Here is a 25,376-nt window from a genome sequence, read left to right on the forward strand (position 1 = left end):
TTAATCTTCTACTCGAAATCGGGACACGGAAAGTTGGAGTTCGCGGGCGACCTCAAGGAGTTCCTGTAGCGTAGATAGCACGGCAGCGGATTCGGTCGAATTTGTTTGGGCGATCGCTGCTACTGTTTGCATGGTTTGATTGACCATACAGGAGTTATCTGCTTGAGAAACTGTCCGCACGGAAATTGATTGCAACAATTGGTCGATTTCTTGACCGATCTGTGCCATATCTTGCAAGTTAGTTTTCGTTTTTGCCACCAGTTGAGTTCCTATTGCTACAGAGGCGTTGCTAACTTCCATCGTTTTTAGCACATCGCTGGTTCCTTGCTGGATAGTTCGTACCAGTCGGTCAATTTCTTTAGTTGCGTCTGTGACTCTTTCTGCTAAGCGCCTGACTTCGTTAGCTACGAGGCGAAAGCCTTTCCCATTTTCTCCAGCTCTAGTTGCTTCGATCGCGGCGTTGAAGGCGAGGACGTTAGTTTTTTCAGAGATTGTCGAGATAATGCTGACGATTTTAGAAATTTCTTGGGAAGATTCCGCTAGCCGTTTGGCTTTTACAGTTGTCTCCCAAACATTAGCGCGGAGTGTTTCCATGCTATTGACAGTCTCGTCCATCGTCCGATCGCTATCTTGGGCTGCATCTAGTGCCTGACGAGCGATGGTGGCGGCGGTTTGGGCGGAACTGGCGATCGCTTGAATCGACTGTTCCATTTCTTCTACCGATGTCAATGCTTCTGCCACTGTTTCGGCTTGGGTGTTAGCTTCACAGGCAAGTTTTTCTACAGAAGCTTCGCTGTCTACTGCTGAAATTTGCACCTGTTCGGCGGCTGATTTAACTTGCAAAACTATGTCGCGCAAGCTGGCAATAACTGTATTAAATGCATCAGAAATTGCGCCTGTTTCCCCCTGCGAGACTTTAGCTCTGACAGTTAAGTCGCCGTGTTTGACTGTTTCCGTTTCTAATAGCAAGTTTATCATGCCCCGCTGTAACCTTTCTTTTTCCTGACGCTGGCGGGTTTCTGAGGTGCGTGTTGCCTCTAGGTTCGCTTCAATGTTTGCCGTCATCGCATTTAATTGCCGCGCTAGAATGCCAATTTCGTCGCCGCGCTGAGAATTTTCTAATCTCTCTCCCTGCTTGCCCTCACCTACTGCCTGAGCGAATTCTGCTAGTCGTCTGAGCGGGCGGGCAAAGGTACTGGCAATTGGAATTGCCATCAATGCTGCTATTAATAGCATTCCCGCTCCAATTCCATAGGCTGTTTTTTGCTGTTGGGCAAGCAGCTCGTCTAATTCTGACATTGGGCGAGCTACAAAGGTCATGCCTACAGGCTTGGCTTTGGTCGGATTGAGTTCTTGCTGGTGGTCGTACAATGGTAGGTATATGCCCAGATATTCTGCACCAGCAATTGTTGTTTTAGTAATGAATTCTTGTCCTTTACCGAGAACGGTGGCGGCTATAGCTTGAGGAGATCGCGTGCCGATATCTCGGGTTTTGCCGTCGCCAGCCGGAATATTAGAGGAAATCCGCCAGTCTTGGGCATAGACTGCCGAGATGGGAATGCCCACCCGTTGTTTTATACTATCGTTATTTAAAAAGTTCCGGTTTTCCACCGAGCCGACAATGACAGTGCCTACGACTCGATTGTCGATTTTGATGGGGTGGACGACGACACCCACTAAAGCAGCTTTCCCACCATCAATGCTGGATTGACTTGCAGTTGAAGGCTGTGCTGCTTGAGCTGGCGACCGTAACCTGATATTTGCTTGTTTGTCTTGCCCCAAACGTTTGAGAAAATCTCCCTTCCATAACTCCATGCCTTGCAGCGTTTTGCCCGTGCGCAAGGTATTTTGAACGATGGGAATATCTGCCACATTTATCCCTAAGGGCAAGGACACGGGCTGATATTGTGGTGAGAGTTGAAGTTGTTCGGCGGAGGGGTTGAACGATGCTGGGGATAAGGTTTGAATGTATTGGGCTACCGTTCTACCCCGAGCATCGGTGACAATTCTCAAGTTTTTTTCTACCGAGTCGCTTTCATCGGAAACTTTCAAACTTTCCATGTAGGTTTGCAATTGCTGCCGATACGCGCTGACTTGTCTTTGACTGTTCAAATCGATCTTCAAAGTTTCGACCAGCCGAGCGATTGTATCTGCCTCTGTCTGTGCCTCGTCCACACCCCACATCACGTAGTCTTCATTGAAGTACGACCCATCCCTTTGTAACGACTGTCTGGCTTTTTGCAGTAAGGTGTCTCGGGTGACTGTGACAATTCCTTGCGTGATGACGACGATTGGGAGGGCGGTGCTAACGATCAGAACAATGGCGAGTTTGGTGCGGAAGTTGAAGTGTTGCCAGACGTTGGTAATTCTACTGCCAGCTACTCTCATTCTCAGCATGAGTGGCTGTGGGCTAACAGTGCTTTCCAGCCCCTCCGCCAAAGTTGATTTGGATTCTGACAGTGGTTTGCCCGTTTCCGAGCTATTCGCCTCTCGCCACCCATCAGATTTTTCTAGAGTTTCCAGCGCCTTTCGTGCCACAGAGCCGTAAATCCCATCGGGATCTTGCGCGATCGCTTCTCGGTAAAATGCGGCAGCTTTGATCGCATCTCCCCTCTGCTCTAAGGCATTCGCAAGCGTAATTTTATTCACCAAATCTTTTGGTTCGCGTTCGACTTCTGCTGCTAGCGCCGCAATGTGCTGTGGCGTGGGCAGATTTGGATAACTTTTGCTAGATGCTGTCATGGATGTACTGAGGTGCGATCGCAGGTGGATAGAGCCGTAAAAATAGCATTCACATTCAGAGCAGTTACGGGGCGTTCGATCTGGGCAACACCAATGCCATAGAGCTTTAAAGCTGGCGGAAATTCTGCCGGTACGGGCTGTAATTGCTCTGAATCAAGCGATACAATTCCCTTGAGCAGCGACACCACACAGCCGACTTGCCGCGAATCTTGCTCTCTTGTCGCATGAACGCTCCCGTTCAGCACGACAAGAGTTAAGTTGGTCTTGGCATGAGCGTTTCTGACCGAACTAACTAGCCCCAACAACCCGCTTAAATCTAGTATCCACAACAACTTACCGCGCTGATTTGCTACCCCTAACAATGTTGATGCTACGCCAGGGATGGGGCAAATTTGCTCTAGCGTTAAGGTTACTACACCTACCGTCTGTTCCAACGGTAATAACAGTTCGATTACCGGCGATAGCTGAATGTGAAAGTATTCGGTGAGCATTAGAGCCAACTAGGCAGTGGAATGCGGTAGACTAACTGAGATGACTACATACTGTCTGGACTAGATCGAGTGGTGCAAAAGGTTTAGCAATATAAGCATCTCCTCCTTGACGTAAAGCCCAAAACCGATCGAATTCCTGATCTTTCGAGGAACAAAAAATAATTGATATATCTTCAAATGCCGGACTAGCACGCAGTTGGCGACATAAATCGAGTCCGCTGATCCCAGGCATAACAATATCTAATACGATCAGATCTGGTCGGTGGTTGGCTGACAACCAGTGCAAAGCAGATTCTGCCGAGTCAACACAAACCACATTTAAGCCAACTTGTTGCAATAAAGCCACTATCAACCGTCGATCGGTCGGGCTGTCTTCAACAACTAAAACGGTTTTCATCTATAAATTTCAGCTAAAGTAAAAAATATCTGGTTGTAGTTGTTGATAGTTGACTTTTTCTAGTTTTCCACCGTGGAAGTAAAATTGGGTTTTGTATTTACTAGGTTATATTTGTTCAGGTGTTAACTTAACTCCTAAAACAGGAACTTATCAAAATTTTGTAAACTTGTCTAGAGATAGCAGCAGATCTTAACCGTAAAATTGTATACAGGTAAGTAGCGAATAGGTAGGCTTTGGGTAGGGGATAGGAAAGAATTTATACTAATTACTCACGACTCGCCAACCGTCACCGGCTACTCGCTAAACTACCGACTCGCTCATTTACGGGTTATCGATAATGACTTGAATCCCTCGGTCAATTGTTGCGTCTGCTTCTGCTGGCGTGACTGGTCTAGGGGTAAATAAATCTCTTTGTACTGGCTTAATTTGGATGACTCTACTGGCTGGCAGTTTGGCGGGAGCAGGCGATCGCTTTGTTGTGGTTTCTAGTTCTATCGTGCCTAAAATTTCTGCATTTCCTCGGGCGATCGTTCGCTTCTGTAAACTTTCAACTGTTGAGATTTTATTTATACCAGAGTTGACCTCTGTTTGAGCTAAAACTGGTTGACCCAAGGCGGCTGTTACTAGCAATATAGCAGTTGCAATAAGGGAAAATCGTAGGTAGAGCATAGCTTTAGCTTGTCAAAACAAGCGCGAGGTTTGAGTAAACTTCTACACTCCATAGGTCGGCAAATAAGTACGTATATTGCAGACGCGCACCAACCTAATTCGCACCACTTCTAATTTCAATTTTAGTTGTGCTTGATTAGATTAGAGTTTTAGTTTATTTAATGGTACTAAAACCGCTCAGTAAAAATCTGTATCGAGACTAACTTACTTTTTCTCTTATCTGTGAGGGGAGCCGGAAGTCGAGAGTCGGAATTAACACTGGTAACTGGTAACTGGTTACTGGTTACTGGTTACTGGGCACTGGTCGCTGATAACTGAAAACTGCTGCCAACAAAGATAGAGCGCTCTGGGAACGTGGAAACAACCTTTCCATTTGCCACCTTTAAGGTTTAATAAGACTTGTCCCTGGCGATCTAAGTAACCGAACCATTCGCCATATTCAGGATCGGCAAAATGCGACCAAGTGTAATCGTGCATTTTTTGATACCACTCCCAACATGCTTCGCGTCCCGTCAGGCGATATCCCATTGCCAGTGCTACCAATGACTCTAAATGCACCCACCACAGTTTTTGATTCCATTCCAGTTGCTGAGGTGGATGTCCGTTAGCATCCATAAAATAGTATAAGCCACAGTATTCGTTATCCCAGGCAAAATTGAGAATGTTGACGATTACGTCAACTGCTTGGTTAATCGTTTTCGGATCGTTGTGGCGGCGTGCAATATCCATGATGAACCACATGGCTTCAATTCCATGACCGGGGTTAATCAGCCTGCCATCAAAACAGTCAATATGGGAACCACCAGGAGTCACGTTTTCATACATTAACCCGCGATCGCGATCTAAAAAATCGGTCATGACTTCGCGTACGGTGGCAGCTAAAATTTCTTCTAGGCGATCGCTGGGTAGCAGCCAGTCCATTTCTAGGGACAAGTTGGCTAAGATCATCGGTACTGCTAGCGATTTGAGCGATCGCGTCCCAGGATATGCTTTGTTATATTTGCCTTTGGGGTTATTCTGGCGGCGCAAGACGTTGTTGTAAGCTTGCAAGGCGACATCTTTTGCCCAATCCTCTCCCGAAGCTAAAGCATACTTACTAAATGCCATTGCCGCGAAGCAATCAGAAAAGATATTGTATGGCTGTACCAAAGGATTACCAGCGCGATCGAGAGCAAAGTACCAGTTCCCATCAGCATCTCGTCCGTGTTTTGCCAGAAAATTTGCGCCATTTGCCGCGATTTTAAGCCATTCTGGACGTTTTTCTAGCTGGTGATACAGCATGGAGAAGATCCAGACTTGGCGATTTTGCAACCAGATAAACTTGTCGGTATCGTAAACTTTCCCCGTGCGATCGAGACAGGTAAAGTAGCCGCCTTGCTGCCAGTCAACTGAATGCCGTTCCCAAAACGGAATAACATCGTTGAAAAGAGCATTTTCATACAGTTCAGCTAGTGCTTGAAAATCTTGCTGCATAAATCTTGGGATAGCACGAGGGAGCGATCGCCACTCATTATCACCTTGCTATAGATAATGCACAAGGGTTGGATCGCAAGTATTCACGAGCGATCGTAGATGACAATATTAAATTGCTCATCCTCAGAAGGAGGCTGAAAGTATTTGGTTATTTCTTCAAAAACTGTATCGCTGACAAAAGCTGATTCCGATTGATTTTTACTTCGCTGCTTTAATTGACGTTTGCAAAGGTCATCAGTTGCGTTAATGAAGTATAGCCTATGGGCTGCATTAGCTTGCTCAAATAGTCTGCGAAACCACTTGCGTTGGTTGATTGTGTTGGCTGAAAAATCTAGAACGACCGATATTCCTCTGGAGAGAAGCTCGCTGATATGCGATGCAATCGCAGCCCGAAGGCGTGGCGAGTATTTAATATAGCTTGGAATATCGACAATTTCTTCAGGGTAAAGTTGGGCAAGTAACTCGTCTTCAACGAAAAGAATTGCGTTGTATTCTTTAGCTATCTGCCTTGCTAACGTAGATTTTCCCGCAGCCATTTTTCCACAGAAGAAAAATAGAGTTGATTTAGTACTCACTTTCAATCTTGCTTAGATTTGGCGATCGTACTTCACAGTTATGACTACACTTCCCTTTTTGTGTCCTTGTTCGACATACCTGTGAGCCTCGGCAGTTTCTTCCAATGGATAACGCCGATCGATAACTGATTTTATCTTCCCTGCCTCAATCAGCTCTTTGAGGAAAATTAGGTGATGTTGTCAATTTGTTGTTTGTCCCTAAATTGGTAGTCCAAACTCATAGCAATTGATGAATAGACCAATCACTAAATCGTGCATCTCCTCAGATTTGGAAAAACAAATAGTCCTACGCGCAAGTCGCTTGATTCTAGTTCTGAGTCGAAGATGTTTGCGCTCAATCCTTTGAGTCTTCCGTTTACCCACTTCATGCATTTGTGCTGGTAGATGTCTTTGGTAGGCACCCCATGCATCAGTACAGAACTTTTTGATACCAAAGGGTTCAAGTAGCCTTTTGAGTTGAAGAAACACTTCATCCTTACGCCTACCGAATACATACGCTAAGACCTGACCAGTTCGGCGGTCAATTGCATGCCATAACCATCTGGGATTAGTTTTCTTGCCTACATAACTCCACATTTCATCTAGCTCGGATTCCTCAATCCCAAGTTCTGATTCAACTTCTACTTTTTCAAATATTACCTCGACTTGCTCTGGCTGGAGTTGGCTTAATAGCTTTTGGTTAACGGGTTTGAGGTAAGCGAGTTTTTTTTAATTCCCGAATAACTGTTGAGGTGCTGATACGCAAAACCCTGGCAATATCTCTTACTCCACTCCCATTGAGTGTCATCTCCACTATTTGCTGCTTTACTTCTCGGTTCCGTCCAGGGTAAGCAGAGTTCAAGCTAAAAGTCTGATATGGGCATTCTGGTTCCAGACAACGGAAGCGTTGCTTGCCATTAGTTGATTTTCCATGCCTAACTACTTCACTACTTTGGCAATGGGGACAACGAACCGCCACTAAAACTGTCATACTAAACTAGCCTACTCCTAGATTTTGCTCCTTTACTCTTAGTCTATCCACAAATCGATAACATTACCCTTCCCTGAGTCAGTTGATAATACTCTTTTAACAACCTTAGCAGTTCAGTTTTCCAAGAATTTGCGCTTTTCGGTTTATTTTTCACCCATCAATGAAAACTCTAGCCGTTCCCGTTATGGTGCTAATGGGACTTTAAAACTTTCTAAGCCCAAATATAGCCGAACTTAGCTCTGTGAGAGGCAAATACATCAACATGCTCATTAAGCCAGCGGACCAAACGAAACTCGACTGCGGTGCGGAATGCCTCCAATGCTTCGGCAAAGGTTTGTAAGGGTTTGGTTGCCCAACGTCTGCGGAATCCGCCGGTCAACTGATGCCAAAGGATGAAGGTGTAAGCGATGAACACTAAAACCCAATGACGCTTCATACTCAGAGCATCCCGAACTTGATACTCACTCAAACCCAACCAGCCCTTGGCTTCTCGATAGAAGACCTCCACCCAGTTGCGAGCAGAATATGTTTGAGCTACCCAAGCCGCACTGACTTGGTTGTCAGAGGCATTGGTGAGAAAGTAATCCACCTCCGTCGCTTGCTCGAAACTAGAGGCATTGAGTTGAATCGCCAGCCAGCGAGTGCCTTCGAGCTTCGGAACGTGAACTGGTAACAGCGCCACCCAAACTGTCCGGGGCTGCTCCAGATTGAGTTGCACAGGTGTGAACTGCTCCACTGCCAAGGTTTGAGCAATAGCTTCTAATCCCTGCTTACGAGCAGACTCATCACCTGATGTTTGAGCAGTAACTTGGCGGTTTTTGGCGATTGCTGCCACGTAAGTTAGGTTTCTCGACTCCAACTGCTTGAGAAAAGGCGTGTTATTACCGTAGCCTGCATCAATTACAGTCACACCCGGTCGATAACCGCGCTTCAAGCATTGGTCAACCAAGTCTAGAGCCAGGTCAGGTTTTTTCTGGAAGTTGGGGTCTGCCTTGCCTTGCTCGAATAAACTTGCGTGTTGATAGAGTGCAACATCTAACGGCAGACGTCGCACTCCATCATACAAGTAGGTAGTCAGCAGCACAATACCATTGTCAGTCTTGCCAATCTCCCCAATGTACTGCCGTCCTACCCCATCAGTAGCCGCACCACTTTTGCGATGTCCCGAATCATCTACAATCAATGTGAAACCTTGACTCGGGGTCGTCTGGCGACACTGGTGCATCACCTCCAACCGCCGATTATTTAGCTTGACTTCATCCCAAGGGGCATTGTTGAGAAAATGTCTGAGGCTGTTGTAGGAGCCATCTACTGTATTTGTGACCAGTTGGCTCAGGTTTTTGCGCTGACTCTCACCCAGCAGTCCCCCTAGATAAACACGAAATTCCTGCCGCTGCTTCTGACGCGAAAATACATCATCAAACCGACGACACCAGTTCTCAAAGCACTGCGGCATCGCTGCTGGTACTTGATCTTTCACCTTACGTTGCTCCTGTCGAGACTGACGTAAAACGCAACTCCTACCCGCATTCTAGCTCAATTTGCTCCATCTTTCTTACAAAGTCCCACTAATCTTCAGTGGCGGCTAGGTAAGCATAAAAATAGCCCCAGCTTAGCAATCAGCTGGAGCAAATACGAGTACGATTTTGGCGAGATCTCTGGACGAGATTTACAAACAAACGATGATATCTTTACCGTTCAGCTGCAAATTGGCTCTTAGTTGCGATCGCCAACTACCAACGACCCATTTCTCATACTAAATTAAATCTTCGTGCCACACTCAGGACAGAAGTTATTGCGCGAGAGATTTTGTGCGCCGCAATTGCTACAATGGACGACCCCTACAGCTTTTTCAGCTTTAGGTTGTTTTGGTAAGCCCACCATTTGAGCGTTGCTCTTACCGGGGGGAACCATTGGGTAGCAGTTCTCTTCGCGATTGACATGCACGTCCATCAAGACGGGCCCATCGTGAGCTAGCATTTGGGCGATCGCATCTGCTAATTCCTCTCGCGTGGAAACCACCATCCCTTTAATGCCGTAGGCTTTAGCCAGCAGCTCGAAATCTGGCATTGAAGGTTCCATATTCGAGGAAGAATAACGCTCTCCGTAGAATGCTTGTTGCCACTGGCGTACCATTCCCTGCCAACCGTTATTAATAACTACGGTTTTGACATTAATGCCAAACTGTGCTAGAGTTCCCAGTTCTTGTAAATTCATTTGGAAACTCGCATCGCCACTGATACAAATAACTTCTTCATCGGGCAATGCCACCTTTGCACCCATAGCCGCAGGCATTCCAAAGCCCATCGTTCCCAAGCCTGCACTGGAGATCCAGCGGCGGGGACCATTTTTCAAAAATTGCGCCGACCACATTTGATGCTGTCCGACATCGGTCGTGTAGTAAGCATTCGGTGCTTGCTGGCTCAGTTCTACAATCACCTCTTGGGGTGAAAGGCGATCGGCGTGACGCGGCACGATTAAAGGATAATCTTCTTTCCAACTCTCGATTCGCTTGAGCCATGCTTGAGTTTGGTGAGGATTTTGACATCCCCCTGTTTCCTGACATCGCCGCAGCAACTCGACTAAAACTGTCCGCACGTCGCCGACAATTGGCACTTCTGGGGCGCGATTTTTGCCAACTTCCGCCGGATCGATATCGATGTGGATGACTTTAGCGCGGGAAGCAAATTCATCTAATTTACCAGTGACGCGATCGTCAAATCTTGCCCCAACAGCAATTAATAAATCGCACTCACTTACGGCAAAGTTAGCGTATGCCGTGCCGTGCATTCCCAACATTCCCACAGCCAAGGAATTGTGTTCGTCAAAAATCCCTTTGCCCATCAAAGTTGTGGTGACGGGGATTTGGAACATTTCTGCTAGTTGCTGAATTTCTGCATGTGCGCCAGAGGCGATCGCACCTCCTCCCACATATAGTAATGGGCGCTGGCTCTCCCGGATCAACTGCACTGCTTGCACGATTTGACGTGGATTTCCCTTGACAGTAGGGCGATACCCAGCCAACCTCACCGTTCCTGGTTCTACAGGTACGTAGTCAAATTCTTCTAGCCCCACATCTTTCGGCACGTCAACCAAAACTGGTCCTGGTCTACCCGTACTGGCAATGTAGAAAGCTTCCGCCACAATCCTCGCCATATCGGCGGGATCGCGCACCACGTAGGAATGTTTGACGATTGGCAGGGTAATACCATAAATATCAGTTTCCTGAAATCCATCCGTACCAATTGCGGCGCGGGAGACTTGTCCCGTTATAATCACCATCGGAATCGAGTCCATATGGGCTGTCGCAATTCCCGTCACTAGGTTTGTTGCCCCAGGTCCAGAAGTGCCAAAACACACGCCTACCTTACCAGTAGCGCGGGCATAGCCATCAGCCGCATGAGCCGCGCCTTGTTCGTGTCTGACCAAAATATGTTGAATCCCACCAGCAGCCTCCGCCCGATATAGCTCATCGTAAATTGGTAAAATTGCTCCGCCAGGATAGCCGAAAATATGTTCGACTCCGTGACGCTTGAGACTGTCAATCAGAGCATAAGCCCCAGTCGCCCGTTTGGGCGTAACTAGAGGCGTAGTAGAAATTGCCGATGAATTCAGATGACCGTTTTTGATGGAAACACTGTGGGTACGAGATGCTCGCACGGGAAACCTCACGCAGTACTTAGTTAACTAGGGGGATACCTGTATTTATATTTTGTATTTTAAATTGCCGATCGATTATTAAATTTACTCCAGTATCTAATATTCAGGATCTCATGACATAGATAAAAAGCGCTGAATCATAGGATAAGTTTTATCTATGCGGGAGTTGGGAGTCGGTAAGAAGACAGAGCGCGATCGCTCACTGTTTACTAATAAACTCTGTTTTAGAGAGTGATTCCTCATCCTTTAGCAGCAGATCGACATCTTCTCTTATTTAGCGATCGCACTCAAAGTTTTCATGACTTATTTCCCTGCTCCCTATTTAAATAGCATCTTTCAAAACTCTACGAGTATTTTGCCACGCCCAGATCCCGATCGCGGTGACGGCGACGCTCATCCCGATCAGAACGCTGCGTAAGCCAAAGGCAATGGTTAGCCTTTCGGTAATCAGCAAAGGTGCGGATAAAGCAATATTGATCGCGTGGTTTTGAAAGCCGAATACCTTCCCGTGCATTTCCGGTGGAGTTTGCTGTTGAATTAGGGTTTGCATCGGTACGCCGATAAAACCAGCCCCAACACCCAGCAACACAGACAATCCCAGGGCAAAAACTAGACTGTGGGTAAATGTAAATATGCCCAAGACAAACGCCATCATCAAAAATCCGTACAAAGGTAGAGGCTTGTGATGCAAGCGATCGCCCCAATGACCTAAAATTGCCGCACCGAATACCATACCTACCCCAGCCGCTGCTAGGAAAAAGCCGAATTGCTTTTCTTTCAAACCAAACTCTGCTGCTAGGCGAATCGCTAACACGGTTAAAGCAGCAAATACGCAATACAAAGTTGTCATTTGCAACATGGCATTCAACACGAGCCGATTCCGTCGCAAATAGCCCAAACTCTCTTTAAACTCAGTCCAAGCATTTTTTTTCGGTCGTTCTTCTCTGGGGGACTGGCGTTCTTGAAAGCTTATCGGCTGCATGATCCCCGCCGATAGTAAATATAATCCACCCACAACTAATTCTTGTCCTGAATCACCCAAAGAAGATTTCGCCCAGCTTAACAGCGGTTCCCCCACAGCAAAACCAACAATTAACGCGCCCATCATCGTGCTGCTGAAAAGGGCATTAGCAGACATGAGTTGTTCTCGCTTAACTAGCAAGGGAATCGCCGTTTGTTCGGCTGGGGCAAAAAATTGCGTCACCGTAGAAATAGCAAAAGTCAACAATAGCAAAATCAGAAATTGCCGTGGTAGCAGCGGAATCATCAGCGTCAACAGCCCTCGTACCACATCAGAGCCGACCATAATCGGCTTCTTGGGGACGCGATCGACCAAGATACCCCCAGCAGAACCAAACAGAATTGCTGGTAGGGTAAACGCCATAAATAGGTCAGAACGCCTGGTATCCTCTATGCCTGCGGCAAGGGGATAGTTTTCCAACAGGGCGATCGTCAGGACGAGAAAAACTTTATCTGCTAGCTGGGACAGCAGTTGCCCGATCCACAGCAGCATAAAATTTCGGTTGTGCAACAGGGCGCGAAACCCATTCGTGTTAGCAGGCGGTTCGGTGGGAAACATTTAGATGGAGGGGTGAGGAGCGAGGAGCGAGGAGCGAGGGAAAGAGGACAAGGGGACATAAGAGAGCTGAGAAAGCAATCGGGAGCTGAGGGGCTGAGGGAGAGAAGAGAGTTGAGGGAGCATTTAAATACATTTTTCTGACTCCTGGCTCCTGACTTCTGACTTCCAAATTCCCCTCACTCCTCGCTCCTCGCTCCTCACCCCTCGTTCCTATGTCGTTTTAAAAGCATAGACAAAAATTCAGCTGCCGTCAGGTAAGTGCGGTGTTGCGCGTGACTCTCATCTGAGTGTACCCACCAACCTGTGATTGTTGGCAGCGATCGCCATAGTAGCAAATGCTCTACGGGCGGATCGGCATAAAAGCTATCGTTGCTCTCACCTAAGAGGGCGGAACTCCAGTGGGTAAAGTAGTCGTGGCTGAGGCGATAGCATGGAAAGTTGGTAAATAAAGGCACTCCCCAGCCGTCTACCGCGATCGCAGCGCGTACTTTGCCTCCCATTAGCTGCCATCCCCAGGCTGCACCAAGTGCGCCTACGACTCCGGCGCTAAAACCGAGGAAAATCAACGGCGGCGCTGTTTTTGAACTGCCGAGGCGATCGTGAAGAAACTGTAAAATGCCTACGGCAGATAGGGATAAATACGGATATGGCGGAGAATAAACCAGTAAATTTCCCGTTTCTTTTAGCTGCGATAGAGAGGTAAAACTTGACTCGAAGGCTGTGATTAACGCTTGAGTCAGATGCAAATCGTGGATTCCCGCACAAATAACGACTTTCATGACTTGAATTTAGAAAGTTTTAAGAAGTCTTTCAGTGTTCTTACTGTAGTTACTCCTGGCTTCTCGAAACGAAACTTTGAAGAATACAAACCTTGTTTTTAAGTATCTAGAGTTTAGATGATTACCGCCGCCCACCAACGGCTGAATGCCTCAGCAGAAAAGTTATCAAAAACAAAATCTTTTATTGGAAATTCAACGCTGTTAGAAGATGAAGCCGCCAGACTAGCAGCTCTCCATCGGTGTCAAATTCTCGATACACCGCCAGAACTAGAGTTCGATGAAATTGTGCAATTGACAGCGTTAATTTGTGGTGTTCCTATTGCTAGCATCAGTTTTATCGATCTCGATCGCCAGTGGTTTAAGGCGTGTTTTGGTTGGCAGATCGAGTCCCTCTCGCGCGATCTGGCGTTGTGCGGACGAGCGCTACAACAAAAAGAAGTTTTCGTTGTCAGCGATGCTTCAACAGACTCTCAGTTTGCTACCCATCCCTTAGTTTATTCCCAGCCCTACATTCGCTTTCATGCTAGCGTTCCTCTGATTGTGGCGGAAGGATACGCAATCGGGAGTTTGTGCGCGATCGACCGCACGGCGCGAGAACTTGATGTGCAGCAGATAGAAGCATTGCAGTCTTTAGGTCGTCAAGTTGTGAAGTTGCTGGAACAGAGAAGCGATCGCCTTTCACCGAAACCAACTATCAATCGCCAACATTCCAGCAACAAGCGCTTTTTTACCCGCATGGCGGTTGGCTTGGGTTTAGCTTCAGCAACGTTGGTTGGGGTAGGAGCAGTGTCTCATCACACTCTGACTAGTCTAGGGCGAAATCACGACAAGCAAATCCAGCACTATCGCGTCCTCGAAGACTTGAAAGACATCCATGCCTCCATGCAGAAGGCAACGATCGCCAAACATCGCTATATCGCTACTGGACAACCTAGCTATTTAGAACCGTACTACGACGCGGCAAGAGATATTCAAACCAAAGTCATCCATCTTCAGCAGGAAACTGACAACAATCCTCACCAACAGCGCCGTTTGTCAACTCTGCAACCCTTAATCGAGCAAAAAATTACGGAAATCGAACAAGCAACTTTTTTAAGAAAAACCAAAGGAGCCACAGCCGCTTCTCAAACTACCCTGTTAGAGAAATCGAAGCATCTCACGGATAAAATTGAAGCGATCGTCCAAGACATGGAAAGCACGGAGTACGCTCTGTTACAGAAGCAGTCGCAAGCAGAATTTACGCGCACTCGTCAAACCATGTTTGCCTTTGCCGCTGCTATTTGTTTGAATATGTTGCTCTTAACTGGAGTTTACGGTTTTACCGATCGCGAGATGAGAGAGCGCCAGCAGATGACCGAGGCGATCGCCCAGGAACGAGATTTTTCTGAATCAATCCTTAATACCGCAGGCGCTTTGGTGGTGGTTCTCGACCCGCAAGGGAAAATTCTTCGCTGTAACCGCACCTGCGAAGAAATGACCGCTCGTACGGCAACAGAAGTTAAAGGAAAGTTTTTTTGGGAACTATTTTCGCTCCCTGGTGAAGCTGAATTACCCAAAACCCACTGGGAAAATTTACTGACCGGCCAATCGGCAAGCCAATACGAAGGTTACTGTCTCAACCGAGATGGTAATACTCGCCGCATTGCTTGGACAAATACGATCCTGCGCGATCGCCAAGGGTTAGTAGAGTACGCGATCGCCTGTGGTATAGACGTTACGGCTCATTCCACTACTGAAGAAAGCCTGCGTCACAGCGAACAGCATTTACGTAACATTATCAATAGCTTATTCTCCTTTGTTGCCGTTCTCTCGGCTGATGGCACGCTGATCGAAGCTAATCAAGCTTTATTAGATGCAGCCGATCTTCAGCCCAAAGATGTTTTGGGTAAATCCCTGATTCAAACTTACTGGTGGTCTTACTCTCCCACCGTACAAGCCGAGTTGCGATCGGCGATCGATCGCGTCAGTCAGGGTGAAAAAGTGCGTTATGAAGGCGAAGCAAAAGTAGGCGACGATCGATTCATCACAGTTGACTTTGCTTTCACACCGATGTACGATGCCAGCGGTAAAATTAGTTACATCATTGCCTCTGGTACTGATGTAACCGAACGCAAGCAAGCGGAAGCAGAAAGAGTGCAAGCTAACGAGCAACTGAGTAATTGGGTCAACGAACTCAAACAGCGCAACCACGAAATTACTTACCTCAGCTATACCGTTGATGTACTACAAGCTTGTCTGACGCTGGAAGAAGCTTGCACCACCCTAGCTCAACTCGTGCAATCTCTGTTCCCGCAAGCATCGGGGGGAATTTTTCTCAACCGCAACACGAAAAGTTTACTAGAACCAGTCGCTACCTGGGGAGTTCCTCTCTTAGCAAATCAACAAGCTTTTAATCCCGATGACTGTTGGGCGCTCCGCTTGGGTAAACCTCATTGGGTTGATGATGCCGACGATGGTTTGCTCTGCAAACACGTACACCACAGCTTACCAGCTGAGTCCTTGTGCGTGCCATTGATGGCGCATCGAGAAACCTTCGGCGTGCTTTATCTCGGTTCGCTAGAAAAGGGCGTTCTTTCCCCTGCCAAAAGGCAACTGGCGATTGGAGTCGCAGAACATATCGCTCCGACTTTAGCTAATTTAAAACTCCGCGAGACTTTGAAAAACTAGAGCATTCGCGACTCGCTGACTGGTTTATTCAATCGACGTTATATGGAAGAAGCTTTAGAGCGGGAAATGCTACGTTGCGATCGCAAGCAACAGCCACTTTCTGTAATTATGCTCGATGTCGATTACTTCAAGCGGATCAACGACACTCTCGGACACGATGCTGGCGATGCCGTGTTACGGGAATTAGGACGCTGCTTGCAAAGTTACGTCCGAGGTTCGGATATTGCTTGTCGTTACGGTGGAGAGGAATTTCTGCTCATTCTGCCCGAAGCCTCCCTTGGAGTAACGCAATTACGTGCCGAACAAATTCGCGCCGCTGTCAAACAACTGCATGTCGAATCTTCCGGTCAACCCGTAGGAGCAATAACTCTATCTTTAGGAGTAGCTAGCTTTCCCAAACACGGATTAGAGGGAGAAGCCATTCTCAAAGCTGCCGATACCGCTCTCTATCGGGCTAAACAAGAAGGACGCGATCGGGCGATCGTTGCTTGAATGAGGAGCGAGGAGTGAGGAGTGAGGAGTGAGGGGACAAGGGGGACAAGAGAGCTGAGGGAGCTGAGGAAGCTGAGGGAGCTGAAGAGGCTGAGGAGATAAAATAACTAACTGGTCGCTGGTCACTGGTCACTGGTCACTGGTCACTGTCACCCCACACCCTACACCCCCCACACCCCACCCCGCACCCGCATCGATCGCACCACTTTTTCCCTCGCTCCTCGCTCCTCACCCCTTCATAAAGATTTTCTCCATAGATAGACCAATCCCCCCATAGGGGATGCTAACCTAGTTTGAGTAAGAGTAGTACCAGCGATCGCGGGGTATGAGAATTTGTACTCTCCCTGCTACAAGCATCAAAGACTGGCAGAACATTTATTCAGGCGAGGCAAGGAAATTGGTAGCAACTCCAGAGAAACAACAACCTCAAGCGCCAGCTCCAAATTCTAACCAAGACAGAGTTGCCGTTTTACTAATGGGTTATGGTGAAGTTGAAAGCTATGCAGATTTCGCCAACTATAACGAACAAGCTTTAAATCTACTTACAGCTAAATTTGCCCCCGTGCCAACGTGGATCTATCCTCCTTTGGCAAAGCTATTGGCAATGTTTGACTTGCACGAGTGGCAGCATCAACACAACCACTTTGTTTCCCCCCATAATGCGATTTTCGAGCAGCAACGGGCGGGGATCGAGCAAGAGCTACAAGCTAAATGGGGCGAGCGCGTCCGAGTTTTTAAAGCCTTTAACTTCTGCGCTCCCTATCTTCCAGAACAAGTTCTCACAGAAATCAAGGCACAAGGATTTGACAAACTACTGATTTATCCTCTACTGGTTGTCGATTCTATTTTTACCAGCGGCATTGCTGTCGAACAAGTCAATAATGCCTTAGCAAAGTTAGCTGATGGTGAAGAACACTGGCTGAAGGGTCAGCGCTATATTCCTTCTTTCTACAACGAACCTACATACATCAATTTGATGGCGCAGTTGGTAGAAGAAAAAATCGCCGCCGAGCTTGCGTCTGCCTACCTACCTTCGCAAATCGGCATCGTGTTAATGAATCACGGTTGTCCCCACAAAGCAAAGGGTTTCACGTCGGGGATTGCAGAAAGTGAAGCTCTATACGAATTAGTTAGAGAAAAACTCATCCACCGCTACCCACTAATCTCTGTAGGCTGGCTCAACCACGATACGCCTTTAATTGAATGGACGCAGCCAAATGCATTCCAAGCAGCAAAGAATCTGATCGATTTGGGAGCAACGGCGATCGTCTTCATGCCAATTGGTTTTGCCACAGAAAATCATGAAACTCTACTAGACGTAGACCACATCATTCACAACTTGCGTCGCAAGCATTCCACAATTAGCTACGTGCAAATGCCTTGTGTAAATGCTCATCCCCGCTTTCTGCAAATGGCAGCAGAATGGGCGAATCCTCAAATCGCAGCACTGTTATCAGAGCAGGCACTCTCAGTTAATCCTCAGTTAGCGGTTGTGTCCGCTCACCACCATCACCACGACCATCACGACGGACATCATCACCACGACGGACATCATCACCATCACCACCATTAGAAATGTAGAGACGTTGCACGTGCAACGTCTCTACATTTTTAGGAGACACCGCGTAATTTGCGCGTATTCTCGACTAAACTTTGAGCAAATTGGTCGAAGCGTTGCGATAATTTTTCATCCAATAGCTTGCCATCAGCTCCAAAAGCTTTCCACGCTTGTCCGATCGCAATTTGTTCCGGTATCACCCAAGCGTGAACCCATCTCATGATTAACCGCAGATCGTTGAGAGCGTTGCTATTTGGTTGACCGCCTAACACGCTGATCAGTCCTGCAACTTTACTATCTAGCTGGTCGAAACTCATCAAATCCAAAGCATTTTTCAGTACGCCGCTAACGCTACCGTGGTACTCTGGTGTAGCCAAAATTAAGCCATCAGCCTGCTGGACGGTATTCTGCAACCGCTCTACATCTGGGTAGCCTGGATACTCATCGCCCCCGTGACAAAACGGTAATTGCATCTGCCTTAAATCTAAAATCTCTACCTCTGCTCCTACTGCTTCGACTCGCCTTGCTGCAATTTCTAATGCGAGTTGGCTATAGGAATCTTTCCGCAAGCTGCCACCAATACCCACAATCTTAACCATATCTCAATCCTTGTTGACGATATTTGCTGACTATTGCAAAAGTGAACCAAAGATTTTCAGATTTCTCGGCACACTACAGACTTAGCTTTTATTTTGCTATTGCTATTCATAGTCATTACGAGTATGCTTAAATTAAATATAGCGATTTCTACCTTGCTATGTCAAATTTCGGGGAGTGGGAACTGGGAATCAGTAATTGGCATATAGATCGCCGATCGCAAGTCATGAGTCACAGGTCAACACTAACTGATAACTGTTTGCTGACAACTAATAACTGACAACTGATTCAGGAAGTTACACTAGAGATTGGAAGAATTGAGTTTATAGCTGGAGCTAAGGCAAAATATCTTCAATCTGTTAAGTATGAAATAGAACGGTGGATCGTACCTACCGTCTTTTGCAAAACAGTTTATGGGTCAAGGCAGCGACAGAGGGCATTCTAATATGAGAGGTTCGCGCAAACAGTCATCAGATCGACGATCGCCAGCAGGTAGTAAAGCTATGAGTATGGCGAAGCGAAGTCTATGGCATTTGGCAGCAAGCGGAATGATATTGCAGTCAATGCTTGTAGGTACTCCGGTACTGGCACAAAGAGAAAATTCCAATACGCTGAATTACGGCGAATTGTTACGCAGCATCGATCGCGGAGATGTCACCAGAATAGAGCTTGACCCAGCGCAGAATATTGCTAAAGTTCAGCTCAAGGGACAAAAGGCGGACGAACCACCTAAAGAAGTATTGTTATTACAACAAAATCCAGAATTAATTAACAAAGCAAGAGATAGACAAGTTCCATTGGAAGTCAATTCTTCTGCTGATAGTAGGGCTGCAATGGGTCTGCTAGCAAATTTACTCTGGATCGTGCCTCTGATGGCGTTGATGTTGCTATTGTTACGTCGTTCAGCTAATTCTTCTAATCAAGCCCTGAGTTTTGGGAAGTCTCGCGCTAGATTTCAAATGGAAGCTAAAACGGGCATCAAATTTGATGACGTAGCGGGGATTGATGAAGCCAAAGAAGAATTGCAAGAAGTGGTGACTTTCCTCAAACAGCCAGAGAAATTTACCGCAGTCGGGGCAAAGATTCCTAAAGGAGTATTGTTAATCGGACCTCCAGGAACGGGAAAAACATTACTAGCGAAGGCGATCGCCGGGGAAGCAGCAGTCCCATTTTTTAGTATCTCCGGTAGCGAATTCGTCGAAATGTTCGTCGGTGTAGGTGCATCGCGGGTACGGGATTTATTTAAGAAAGCGAAAGAAAATGCCCCTTGCTTAATATTTATCGATGAAATTGACGCAGTGGGTAGACAAAGAGGTGCGGGAATTGGCGGTGGAAATGACGAGAGAGAGCAAACTCTCAACCAATTACTCACAGAAATGGACGGGTTTGAAGGCAATACGGGAATTATCATCATTGCTGCTACCAACCGTCCTGACGTACTCGATGCAGCATTATTACGTCCCGGTCGATTCGATCGCCAAGTCACAGTCGATCTGCCAGCTTACAAAGGACGATTGGGAATTTTACAAGTCCACGCCCGCAATAAGAAAGTCGATGATTCCGTCTCTTTAGAAGCGATCGCCCAACGCACGCCTGGTTTTTCTGGTGCAGATTTAGCAAATTTACTCAACGAAGCGGCGATTCTGACGGCAAGGCGGCGCAAAGAGGCGATTACACCGTTGGAAATTATGGATGCGATCGACCGAATTACGATTGGATTGTCGCTGACACCTTTATTAGATAGTAAGAAAAAGCGGTTGTTAGCTTATCATGAAATCGGACACGCCTTATTAATTACGCTGCTGAAAAATTCCGATCCTTTAAATAAGGTGACGATTATTCCCCGTTCGGGTGGAATTGGTGGTTTTGCCCAAAGCGTACCCGATGAAGAAAATGTAGACAGTAGCTACTTGCGGAGTCGCGCTTGGATTTTAGACCGAATTGCGATCGCCCTGGGAGGATTAGCCGCTGAAGCCGAAGTATTTGGCGATTCAGAAGTCACTACGGGCGCTTCTGGAGACTTAAAAATGGTTGCTAACCTAGCGCGAGAAATGGTGACATTATACGGAATGTCAAATTTGGGTCCAGTCGCTTTAGAAAGCCCCGATAACGAAGTATTTTTAGGGGGAGGGTGGATGGAGCGATCGGAATATTCCGAAGAGATGGCAAGAAAAATCGACAATCAAGTTAGGGCGATCGCGACTGAAGCATTTACAAAAGCTCGGACGATTATCCGCGAAAATCGCGATTTAGTCGATCGATTAGTGGATTTGTTAGTCGATAATGAAACAATTGAAGGCGAACAATTCCGGCAAATCGTCACCGAATACATGCAAGGAAAAGAGCAAAAATTATCCGTTGTTTGAACTTGACTTGTTAGTAGGGTGGGCATTGCCCACCCTACTTTTTTGTGACTGAATAATGATGCTTTATTTGGTAATGTTATCGATTTGTGGATAGACTAAGAGTAAAGGAGCAAAATCTAGGAGTAGGCTAGTTTAGTATGACAGTTTTAGTGGCGGTTCGTTGTCCCCATTGCCAAAGTAGTGAAGTAGTTAGGCATGGAAAATCAACTAATGGCAAGCAACGCTTCCGTTGTCTGGAACCAGAATGCCCATATCAGACTTTTAGCTTGAACTCTGCTTACCCTGGACGGAACCGAGAAGTAAAGCAGCAAATAGTGGAGATGACACTCAATGGGAGTGGAGTAAGAGATATTGCCAGGGTTTTGCGTATCAGCACCTCAACAGTTATTCGGGAATTAAAAAAAACTCGCTTACCTCAAACCCGTTAACCAAAAGCTATTAAGCCAACTCCAGCCAGAGCAAGTCGAGGTAATATTTGAAAAAGTAGAAGTTGAATCAGAACTTGGGATTGAGGAATCCGAGCTAGATGAAATGTGGAGTTATGTAGGCAAGAAAACTAATCCCAGATGGTTATGGCATGCAATTGACCGCCGAACTGGTCAGGTCTTAGCGTATGTATTCGGTAGGCGTAAGGATGAAGTGTTTCTTCAACTCAAAAGGCTACTTGAACCCTTTGGTATCAAAAAGTTCTGTACTGATGCATGGGGTGCCTACCAAAGACATCTACCAGCACAAATGCATGAAGTGGGTAAACGGAAGACTCAAAGGATTGAGCGCAAACATCTTCGACTCAGAACTAGAATCAAGCGACTTGCGCGTAGGACTATTTGTTTTTCCAAATCTGAGGAGATGCACGATTTAGTGATTGGTCTATTCATCAATTGCTATGAGTTTGGACTACCAATTTAGGGACAAACAACAAATTGACAACATCACCTTTTATTCCAAGTAAACGTTTTTGAGATGCTGCTAGCTAAATGGCTATAATATTCGCGATCGGGGTTGATATAACCGATCGCCAGTGCTTGATAATTCCAATTATGACGAGCTTTTTTGGTGTAGTCTAAACCGATGTATGGTTTCAGTTCTTTGGCAAAAATTATTCCCGTATAATATCTAAGAACATTACAGTAATCTGTCAGATTACCACTAAAGCTAACATGAGGATAGTAACTCGTTTCCTCAGTTAATTTAGTTGAATTAGCTAGATTGACATCTTGCTCGAAAATTTTCAGATAAATTTGTGTATAAAAATTTTCTAAGGTAGGTGTGGAGAAAATTTCGTTGTTGACTGCGGAAACAAAAGCAATATTTTGATTAACTCCACCTTCGGCAGCCGCATCTGCTACAACTCTTCGATCGCCAGACAGCATGTAACGAATGCGATTCTTATAGTGTCGTTTTACAACTGGAGAAATACCAACCTATAAACTATTAAATTGAGCTTTAGGAGCGCTCTGTTTTTGATGACGAGATGCTGAACTAGCCGCTTTACCGATCCCCGCATGATATGCAGTAAAACTATTAGCAGGAAGTCTAGCATTTCTAGCCGCTAAAAAGAGGTTGATATTAACGTTTTTGTTAGCTTGGAAGGTTGAGCCATTAATCTGAGGTATAGCATCGGGTAGTAACTCCGTACCAAATTGAACGGCTGAATTTAGTAGTGTGTTTTTATCGTCTAAAATTCCCGTCCAACCGCGAATAGTCAAACCAAGTGCTGCTTCTCGATCGTTGGCTTTGATGATTTGTCTGACTCTAGAAAAAGTTAATCCTGGTTTGTAGTCTATTGTTTCTGTACGAGTAATCGACAATTTTTCAGCTTGGCGATCGCTCGTATACGTACCTGCATTAGGAAAATAGAAATCTAATCCAAGTTGCTGATCTTTGGTTCCCATTTGAAACCCTGGTTGCATAATTACAGCTAGCGTTTCTGGCTTCACAATCTCACCTACCTCAGATGTTTGGAGAAGTTGAGTAGGTACTAAGAAATCTCGATCAATGCTATTTCTATCTGTAATTAGACCTGGAGTATAACTGCATATATCGCCAGAAGTAGAGTCGGGAAATAAACAAGCAGCAACTAAGCTCATCTGCATTTCCATTCCCGTCATAGTTTGAGGCTGTTTTCTGTCAACAGTTACCTCTCTCAACTTTTTAATTGAATGTATTTGTATGTATTGCCCAGTTTGCTCGATAGTAAAAATATTCTTTTTTGCCAAGCTTTCCTGAATTTCACTATTAATTTTTACTAAACCATGAAATACAAAATTATCGCTAAAACGATCGCCAAATTCTAACCAAGAGCGCGTTTGCCAATCTGTTAAGTGATTGATCGGCAACTCGTTAAGAATAATGGTAGTTGTGAAGGGATGAATTTCTCGATCGCTAACCTTATGAGGTGAAACAATAAAGCTTGGATATTTTTTCTTGTTTTTAACTTATGTAATAGTTTATCTATTGATGGGCGATCGCTAGTTAACTTTGTTGCGGCTACAGAGGTTTGAGCTAAAGATTTTAGAGTATTTAGGTTAGTAACAATAGTGAATAAGAGCGTTACAGTTATCAATTTACTAAAGCTTATGGAGCGCGAGATTATAGAGATTCGATCGTGCGAATATTTTAATAGCAATCGATCTGTCTTGATATTCCATATACTTTCTAGTCCATTAAATCTTGATTGAATAAAATTATTGTTTTTGACAACTATGGTTAGTATTAGTAGAATACCCAGCCAAATAAATCTACTTTCAAATAATCAATGAATTATTGTGACCGAATTATGAATTTAGGCAAATATGAGTAGAAATACTAGCCAATAAAAAAGAGATGCAACTGCTTGCATCTCTTGTAGAATCAATTAGTTTAGTGAAAAGTAATATTTTCTCGATCGCTAAACCATTGATAATAGAAAGTTGTTCAAAATTACTCTGGAACTGTGTTATCACCAAAATCTACAACATCTTCACCAGATGCACTACCAATTTTAACGGAATGAGGTGAATCTAAATCATTATTCTGCGATGAACCGAGTGCATCATCATCAAAATTCTCGATAGTAAATTCTCCAGTAACTGAGTCGATCGTGGTATCGATTGCACCACCAGATCCGAGAGATATTGCTGCATTAAAAGTTCCTGTGTTTAGAGCGCCAGCAAAAGCACTGTTTTTTCCAACTGCTGCGGCAACAGCAACACCCGTTACACTGCCACTATTTATCGTAAATGCAGCACTACCCAGCGCTGCGCCACCTTCTCCTGCCATAGCACTAGAAGCAATTCCCAAAAATACCAATAGTGCTAGTGGCAAGTAACAGGGCAAAACTTCTTTTCAATTGCATACAATTTTTCCTTGGCTAAGTCTTACTACTTTTAGAAATAATTAATATGAGATATGTCAACTTAAGTTTAGAAAGAACCCGAGTTTTATAGCAGCAAATATTCTAGCTTGAATAGTGAATTAGCTAGAATAAGAATCTATTTGCTATTCAATTACTACATATCTCACACCGATTCACTCTTCTATTAATAGACAATGTACGAATAGATACTCATCCGTTAGAATACTGATTTTTTTGAAAAAATGCGCAAATATCAGGAAAATACTCTAAAGACGGAGTTTTATCAGGGGTGGAAGCTTGACTTACTTCCTTATCCCCGGAAAAATATCGCTATTAAATATTTTTAAATTCACAATGTAGTTAGTCGTGACAAGCTATTACCTATTACAATTACCACAAAGCAATTTCACCCTGCAATTGGCACGTTTTTAAATGCACCTGTATCTGGAATAAAAAGATCGATCGTCGTCACACCTTCCGGTATTCTCAACCACACATAAGCGTCTGATGATGCATTTATGCGCACAAAATACAAATTAACGCTACCTGACGATCGCTTATAGTCTACTGGTTCGTAAGTTTCACTTGTATCGGGATTGCGGGCTTTCGTACCTGCTACATTAATCGAATCGTTAGGGCTGACTTCAGATGCGAGACGACGAACGCGCATTTGTACGTTGACTACATCGCGAGTTTTTGCCTCTGGATCTGTGATTCGCTTGACAGCTAATAACTCTAATTTCGCTTTATTGCCAATAGCAGATTGGACGAATTGCCCTGGTTGAATACCTGTAGCAGCGGGCGCGGTTGCTGCGGTATCGGATGCAGCAGGCGACACTGGTGCTGTTGTCTCTGGTTGAGAACTTCCTGATGTACCAGTGATAGCGTTACTGCTAATAGCAGCAATTTTTTCTTGCAGCGTAAATACCTGATAGGCAGTGAAGCCACTAAAACCCAATGCCAAAATTGAGAGTATAACAGCTATACCAGATAAAAAATTACTCATAGTCTATCGTTGTAAATC

The 25,376-nt window shown here is 45.5% G+C and carries 19 protein-coding genes and 3 pseudogenes; 5 read left to right on the top strand and 17 right to left on the bottom strand.

Going from position 1 to position 25,376, the window contains the following annotated elements; all coding sequences use genetic code 11:
* From N4J56_RS26920 to N4J56_RS26975, 12 genes and pseudogenes are all read right to left on the bottom strand, one after another.
* Nucleotides 1-2,742, bottom strand: a complete 2,742-nt coding sequence (locus N4J56_RS26920) for a methyl-accepting chemotaxis protein (RefSeq protein ID WP_317109236.1) — start codon at nucleotides 2,740-2,742, stop codon at nucleotides 1-3.
* Nucleotides 2,739-3,233: a chemotaxis protein CheW gene (locus tag N4J56_RS26925; RefSeq protein ID WP_317109237.1), complete on the bottom strand. Its 495-nt coding sequence runs from the start codon at nucleotides 3,231-3,233 to the stop codon at nucleotides 2,739-2,741. The genes N4J56_RS26920 and N4J56_RS26925 overlap by 4 nt, the downstream gene beginning before the upstream one ends.
* 31 nt (nucleotides 3,234-3,264) lie before the next feature.
* Nucleotides 3,265-3,630 (bottom strand): response regulator transcription factor, encoded by a 366-nt coding sequence (locus N4J56_RS26930; protein ID WP_317109238.1) that lies wholly within the window; start codon nucleotides 3,628-3,630, stop codon nucleotides 3,265-3,267.
* A 321-nt stretch (nucleotides 3,631-3,951) separates the two neighbouring features.
* Nucleotides 3,952-4,299: a hypothetical protein gene (locus N4J56_RS26935; RefSeq protein ID WP_317109239.1), complete on the bottom strand. Its 348-nt coding sequence runs from the start codon at nucleotides 4,297-4,299 to the stop codon at nucleotides 3,952-3,954.
* 276 nt (nucleotides 4,300-4,575) lie between these two features.
* Complete coding sequence (locus N4J56_RS26940) at nucleotides 4,576-5,772, bottom strand: AGE family epimerase/isomerase (protein ID WP_317109240.1); 1,197 nt, start codon at nucleotides 5,770-5,772, stop codon at nucleotides 4,576-4,578.
* Nucleotides 5,773-5,855: 83 nt separating this feature from the next.
* The gene (locus tag N4J56_RS26945) at nucleotides 5,856-6,347 is read right to left on the bottom strand and encodes an ATP-binding protein (protein WP_317109241.1); all 492 of its coding nucleotides are present in this window, start codon (nucleotides 6,345-6,347) and stop codon (nucleotides 5,856-5,858) included.
* A gap of 12 nt (nucleotides 6,348-6,359) precedes the next feature.
* A pseudogene (locus N4J56_RS26950) lies at nucleotides 6,360-6,518 on the bottom strand (zinc-binding dehydrogenase); the annotation flags it as partial.
* A 27-nt stretch (nucleotides 6,519-6,545) separates the two neighbouring features.
* A pseudogene (locus tag N4J56_RS26955) lies at nucleotides 6,546-7,317 on the bottom strand (IS1 family transposase).
* Nucleotides 7,318-7,528: 211 nt separating this feature from the next.
* Complete coding sequence (locus N4J56_RS26960) at nucleotides 7,529-8,797, bottom strand: IS701 family transposase (RefSeq protein WP_317104593.1); 1,269 nt, start codon at nucleotides 8,795-8,797, stop codon at nucleotides 7,529-7,531.
* 281 nt (nucleotides 8,798-9,078) lie between these two features.
* Entirely contained in the window at nucleotides 9,079-10,917 is a 1,839-nt protein-coding gene (gene ilvB / locus N4J56_RS26965; protein WP_410500607.1) for a biosynthetic-type acetolactate synthase large subunit, read from the bottom strand.
* A gap of 382 nt (nucleotides 10,918-11,299) precedes the next feature.
* Nucleotides 11,300-12,556: an MFS transporter gene (locus N4J56_RS26970; RefSeq protein ID WP_317109243.1), complete on the bottom strand. Its 1,257-nt coding sequence runs from the start codon at nucleotides 12,554-12,556 to the stop codon at nucleotides 11,300-11,302.
* A 197-nt stretch (nucleotides 12,557-12,753) separates the two neighbouring features.
* Nucleotides 12,754-13,335: a hypothetical protein gene (locus N4J56_RS26975; RefSeq protein ID WP_317109244.1), complete on the bottom strand. Its 582-nt coding sequence runs from the start codon at nucleotides 13,333-13,335 to the stop codon at nucleotides 12,754-12,756.
* Nucleotides 13,336-13,452: 117 nt separating this feature from the next.
* On the opposite strand from N4J56_RS26975, the gene N4J56_RS26980 reads away from it, so the two are divergent.
* The 3 genes from N4J56_RS26980 (at nucleotide 13,453) to N4J56_RS26990 (ending at nucleotide 18,067) form a co-directional block, all read left to right on the top strand.
* Nucleotides 13,453-16,002 carry a CHASE3 domain-containing protein gene (locus tag N4J56_RS26980; protein ID WP_317109245.1) on the top strand — a complete coding sequence of 850 codons (2,550 nt, stop codon included), beginning with the start codon at nucleotides 13,453-13,455 and terminating at the stop codon, nucleotides 16,000-16,002.
* Between the two features lie 3 nt (nucleotides 16,003-16,005).
* Nucleotides 16,006-16,494, top strand: a complete 489-nt coding sequence (locus N4J56_RS26985) for a GGDEF domain-containing protein (protein WP_317110715.1) — start codon at nucleotides 16,006-16,008, stop codon at nucleotides 16,492-16,494.
* Between the two features lie 397 nt (nucleotides 16,495-16,891).
* The gene (locus tag N4J56_RS26990) at nucleotides 16,892-18,067 is read left to right on the top strand and encodes a ferrochelatase (RefSeq protein ID WP_410500608.1); all 1,176 of its coding nucleotides are present in this window, start codon (nucleotides 16,892-16,894) and stop codon (nucleotides 18,065-18,067) included.
* A gap of 38 nt (nucleotides 18,068-18,105) precedes the next feature.
* On the opposite strand, the gene N4J56_RS26995 is transcribed toward N4J56_RS26990, so the two are convergent.
* Nucleotides 18,106-18,651 (bottom strand): NADPH-dependent FMN reductase, encoded by a 546-nt coding sequence (locus N4J56_RS26995; RefSeq protein WP_317109247.1) that lies wholly within the window; start codon nucleotides 18,649-18,651, stop codon nucleotides 18,106-18,108.
* A gap of 444 nt (nucleotides 18,652-19,095) precedes the next feature.
* Between N4J56_RS26995 and ftsH the strand changes: the two genes are divergently transcribed.
* Both ftsH and N4J56_RS27005 read left to right on the top strand, forming a co-directional pair.
* Entirely contained in the window at nucleotides 19,096-21,015 is a 1,920-nt protein-coding gene (ftsH, locus tag N4J56_RS27000; RefSeq protein ID WP_410500609.1) for an ATP-dependent zinc metalloprotease FtsH, read from the top strand.
* 137 nt (nucleotides 21,016-21,152) lie between these two features.
* Nucleotides 21,153-21,924, top strand: a pseudogene (locus tag N4J56_RS27005) (IS1 family transposase).
* Between the two features lie 23 nt (nucleotides 21,925-21,947).
* Here the strand turns inward: N4J56_RS27005 and N4J56_RS27010 are convergent.
* From N4J56_RS27010 to N4J56_RS27025, 4 genes are all read right to left on the bottom strand, one after another.
* Nucleotides 21,948-22,388 (bottom strand): hypothetical protein, encoded by a 441-nt coding sequence (locus N4J56_RS27010; RefSeq protein WP_317109249.1) that lies wholly within the window; start codon nucleotides 22,386-22,388, stop codon nucleotides 21,948-21,950.
* Nucleotides 22,389-22,439: 51 nt separating this feature from the next.
* Nucleotides 22,440-23,354 (bottom strand): hypothetical protein, encoded by a 915-nt coding sequence (locus tag N4J56_RS27015; RefSeq protein WP_317109250.1) that lies wholly within the window; start codon nucleotides 23,352-23,354, stop codon nucleotides 22,440-22,442.
* A gap of 583 nt (nucleotides 23,355-23,937) precedes the next feature.
* Nucleotides 23,938-24,333 carry a hypothetical protein gene (locus tag N4J56_RS27020; RefSeq protein ID WP_317109251.1) on the bottom strand — a complete coding sequence of 132 codons (396 nt, stop codon included), beginning with the start codon at nucleotides 24,331-24,333 and terminating at the stop codon, nucleotides 23,938-23,940.
* 425 nt (nucleotides 24,334-24,758) lie between these two features.
* Complete coding sequence (locus N4J56_RS27025; protein ID WP_317109252.1) at nucleotides 24,759-25,358, bottom strand: hypothetical protein; 600 nt, start codon at nucleotides 25,356-25,358, stop codon at nucleotides 24,759-24,761.
* Nucleotides 25,359-25,376: the final 18 nt, after the last annotated feature.

This window comes from Chroococcidiopsis sp. SAG 2025 (genome assembly GCF_032860985.1).
GTDB lineage: Bacteria > Cyanobacteriota > Cyanobacteriia > Cyanobacteriales > Chroococcidiopsidaceae > Chroococcidiopsis.